The organism is Hyella patelloides LEGE 07179, assembly GCF_900659865.1.
Taxonomy (GTDB): Bacteria; Cyanobacteriota; Cyanobacteriia; order Cyanobacteriales; family Xenococcaceae; genus Hyella; species Hyella patelloides.
Window position 1 is genome coordinate 1 of sequence record NZ_LR214280.1, and the last position, 1,775, is coordinate 1,775.

General features: G+C 31.1%; 1 pseudogene. It reads right to left on the minus strand.

What is annotated here, in order from left to right:
- Nucleotides 1-166: 166 nt before the first annotated feature.
- Nucleotides 167-1,764, minus strand: a pseudogene (locus H1P_RS33115) (IS1634 family transposase).
- Nucleotides 1,765-1,775: the final 11 nt, after the last annotated feature.

Sequence of the window (1,775 nt, forward strand, 5' to 3'; positions counted from 1 at the left end):
TTGGTTAGCTTCTTTCAGAATAAAATCCTCAACCTGGATCAAAACCACAAACTTTTATCATTAAAAGTAGCTTATTGAGAATAGCTTGACTCGAAAAAATAATAATATTTGAAAGTACCTAAAAAATTTGATGTCAGCTAAAAATTTTGAAAAAAATAGCGATTAATTAACCAGATAAAATATAATATTTTTGGCAATGCTTGGAGAAGTAATTAAGAGTTTCAGACCGAGAATCAGTCAAGTTTACAATTTGCTTGACCCCATTTAAAACAACTAAATGAATGCCTTGAAAGCATTGAAATATCCAACGGAGTGTGGGTCTATCTGTTAATGAACCTAATTGATTTTTAACCCCTGTATTGTTCTGTTTTAGGTTGGCTCTAAGCTGTCTTTGTCCAATACTATAAATGAGTAAAGATAGACCCATGAGCATCGCCAGAGTTTCCACTCTTGACGGATATTTTAGAAAAACTGAATCCGCAAAAAATAAAGGATCTTTGAGAAATCTAAATCCTCGTTCACAAGATTGTTGTCCTTTATATGCCGTAAGAATCTCAGAGGGACTTAAATTCTTTAAAACGTTAGTGGCTAAGATAAACCGACCAGCTTTTTTCTTTTCTGATTCTATTTTATCAGATTTTTTTTCTAAAACTATCGTAGCTTTATAAACTTTCTTCTTGTTTTTTTTATCGGTTGTTTTTGAAACATCTTTCAAGACTAAACTATGATATTTAAGCTTTTTCTGTTCGCACTCAAATACCGCTTTTATTTCAGTTCTATTTTCAGATTTTCTCTGGGATAAAGAAGTGAGTAACACATTAGCTTTTTCTTCATTTTTAAGAATCTTTTTCGCTAACTGTTTTAAATCGGCTTCTTTTCTGGCTTTACTTTCTATTATTATCCATTTTTGTTTTATCCCCCCATAATTACTTTCTTTCTCAACGGCTTTATAGCCTTCTATATCTGTTTTAATCAATTCGGAATCTGGAATTTCTCTTACATATAATTGAGCAGCTTTAATTGATAGTGGGACTCTAGTTATCCATTTTAAATGCTCGATCACCAATAAGTTATCTGCGGTATAAAGTGCGCTATCTGCCACAAATATACTGTCGAAATTTACTTGTTTTTTAAAATTAGATAATAGTCGAGCAAATTTGGCTTGATCGTTATCATTACCATTGCCACATTCTAAAAATAGTGGTACTCCTCCATCTCCACTTGCTATCAAATTAATTAAAAATTGCAATAACAATCTGGTCTTTTATCTTTTGAATATCCATGAACTATTTTTATAGGTATAGGTTCTAAATTTTCTGGCGTTACAGTTTGACAGATTTCATAATCTCCTTCTCAAGAGATCGATGTGGAGTCTAAATGTGAATATTTATGCTCGACTCCATATTTTTTGCAGGCTGTTAAAGCAATTGCTAAAAATATTTCATTCAATCCTATTTGGTAGAGTTTATCCCTAACTCTACCAATTTTATCGTCATTAAAATACTCTGGATAAATTCCCTCTCCTCAGAGATGTTCCGTCGCTTTATCGTTAAAAAATTGCGGAAATAAAGATAATGGTCTGGAAACAAAGCCCATGGCATTTAAAATTATACTTTTAACAATTATTCCGCTATTTAACTTTTCTTGAGGTTTAATACCTAACTGTTCATTTATGATTTCTACTATTCCTATTTCATCTATTATTCCAGCTATTATTCCTAAATGATTAATTGTTTGAACTTCAATATTCACTAATTGACTCATTAAAACAAAGT